The organism is Trebonia sp. (assembly GCF_049794275.1).
Classification (GTDB): Bacteria; Actinomycetota; Actinomycetes; order Streptosporangiales; family Streptosporangiaceae; genus Trebonia.
In genome coordinates, this window is the sequence record NZ_JBARCR010000884.1 from 1 (window position 1) to 2,235 (window position 2,235).

Annotated in this window: 3 protein-coding genes; 1 reads left to right on the forward strand and 2 read right to left on the reverse strand. The window is 75.1% G+C overall.

The genetic code is table 11. The features are described 5' to 3' along the window. The coding region (locus WA805_RS22790; RefSeq protein ID WP_425243361.1) for a LysR substrate-binding domain-containing protein at positions 1 to 383 on the forward strand (383 nt) is incomplete at its 5' end. On the opposite strand, the gene WA805_RS22795 is transcribed toward WA805_RS22790, so the two are convergent. Both WA805_RS22795 and WA805_RS22800 read right to left on the reverse strand, forming a co-directional pair. Further along, complete coding sequence (locus tag WA805_RS22795) at positions 380 to 1,459, reverse strand: hypothetical protein (protein ID WP_425243362.1); 1,080 nt, start codon at positions 1,457 to 1,459, stop codon at positions 380 to 382. The genes WA805_RS22790 and WA805_RS22795 overlap by 4 nt on opposite strands. Further along, a partial coding sequence (locus WA805_RS22800; RefSeq protein ID WP_425243363.1) for a sensor histidine kinase occupies positions 1,447 to 2,235 on the reverse strand: 789 nt, incomplete at its 5' end. The genes WA805_RS22800 and WA805_RS22795, both read right to left, overlap by 13 nt.

Genomic DNA, 2,235 nt, shown 5'->3' on the forward strand with positions numbered 1-2,235 from the left:
GCCCCGGGCACCCGTGGGTCCGCCGGCGGTCCGGCATCACCGCCGCCGAACTGGCCGCCACGCCGCTAGTGGCCCGCGAGCCGGGCTCAGGGACGCGGCGCTATCTGGAGGAGGCGCTAGACGCGCAAGCCAGCCTGGAGCGCGTCTCGCCCGTCGCCGAGCTTTCGTCGACGACCGCGATCAAGGCGGCGGTCGCCGCTGGCATCGGCCCTGCCGTGCTCAGCTCGCTCGCGGTTACCCAGGAACTGGCGGCCGGCACGCTGCGCGCGGTTCCGGTGCGGGGACTCGACCTGACCAGGCGGCTGCTCGCGGTGTGGCCCGACGGCAGGCAGCTCACCGGCGCCGCCGCCGACCTGCGCGCGATCGCGGTCCGCCCGGGCTAGGGCTTCGGCGGGACCGGCGGCTTGGGCGGGTTCGGCGGCCCGCCGGTTGCCGTCTTCACGCTGACCTTCTGGCCGCCGACCGCTCCCGCGTCGATGCGCAGCGGGCCGCCGTTGGTGCTGACGATGATCGAGCGGGTCGCGGCCGGGTTCGTGGCGATCGAGATCAGCTCGGGACCGCCGCCGCCGTCATCGGCGGTCAGCGCGTATGGGCCGCCGGGCACGGACAGGTCCGCGGCACCGCCTCCGGTGTCGACCTGCACGCTGTCCGGTGCCGTGGCGAATCCGAGCCGCGCGTCGCCGCCCTCGGCGGTGACGGACGCCGTCGACGCGCTGACCCCTTCCGCGATCAGGTTGCCGCCGCCGGTGTCGGCGTGCAGCGCCCCGGTCAGGCCGCTGACGATCACAGGACCGCCTTCGGTGGTGACGGTGAGCTGCCCGTAGATCTTCGCGGCCTGCACCACGCCGCCGCCGGAGTCGACGTTCGCCCCGGCGGTGCTGTCGAGGAGCACCGGGCCGCCCTCGCTGGTGATGCCGAGGGATCCGGTGATGCCGGTGGCCCGCACCGCGCCGCCGCCCGAGTCCAGGCTGGCCCCGGCGGCGCCGGAGATGATGATGTCGCCGCCTGAGCTCGCGGCCGTGACGGGGACACGGGTGGGCAGGGTCACGGTGAAGCCGACGCTGCAGTCCGACTGCGCGCACCCCGGGGCCGCGAGGGTCAGCTGCCCTCCGGTCACCTGCGCGGTCACGGCGGGCGAGGGGTCTCCCGAGGAGGAGATCGCCTCGGCGACCGTGACGTCGGGCCCCGACCCCGTCGTGATCTGGATCGGCGCGCCGTAACTCTGCACGTTCAGGCTGGTGACCGGCTGGGTGATGGTGATCGTGCGGGTCGGGATGGCGGCTATATTCCCCTGCGCGCTGGGGGTACCGGCGTTCAGGATGAGGTGCGCGCCGGGAACGGCGAGCGCCACGACGGTGACCAGGCCGCTGACGACCCAGATCCAGCGGCCAGTGCCCCGGGCGCCGGTGCCTCGGGTGCTGGTGCCTCGGGTGCCGGGCGCGGCGGTTACCTGGCGCATGGCAGGTCCACGGAAAGCACGGTCGGCCCGCCGGGCGGGCTAGTGACCTCGAAGGTCCCGTCCACTGACTCGGCGCGCCTGGCCAGGCCCGCCAGGCCGGTGCCGCGGGCCGGGTCGGCGCCGCCCACACCGTCGTCGGTGACGATAACGTGCAGCCTGTCTCCGGTGCGTTGCACGAACACCTCCGCCTGGGACGCCTGGGCGTGCTTGGCGATGTTGGCCAGGCCCTCGGACACCACGAAGTAGGCGACCGCCTCGACCACCGGCGACGGGCGGCGCGGCAGGTCCACGGTGAGCCGGACCGGGATCGGCATCCGCGCCGCCACGCCGGACAGCGCCGCGTCGAGCCCCCGGTCCTCGAGCACGGCCGGGTGCAGCCCGCGGATCAGGTCCCGCAGCTCGGCGAGCGCGGCCTTGGCCGCCTCGTGGGCTTCCGCTACGGCGTCCAGCGCCTCTTCTGCGGTGCTGGCCTGCGCCCTGGCCATGCCCAGGTTCATCGCCAGCGAGACGAGCCGCTGCTGGGTGCCGTCGTGCAGGTCCCGCTCCAGCCGGCGGCGCTCGGCGTCCGCGGCGTCGACGACGCCGGCCCTGGTCTGAGTCAGGTGCTCCACCCGGTGCTGCAGCTCCTCGGCGCGGCTCGGCCCGAGCAGCGCCGAGGCGACCCGGGCGTCGAGCGAGGCGACGGCCGAGGTGAGCCACGGGGCTGCCAGCAGGCCGGCGATGCCGGCGACCGTCAGCGCGACGTCCGCGGGGATCGTGCCGAAAACGAGCGGCAG

Coding starts and splice junctions, on each gene's coding strand:
- WA805_RS22795 (WP_425243362.1), bottom strand. CDS start 1,459: ATGCGCCAGGTAACCGCCGCGCCCGGCACCCGAGGCACCAGCACCCGA.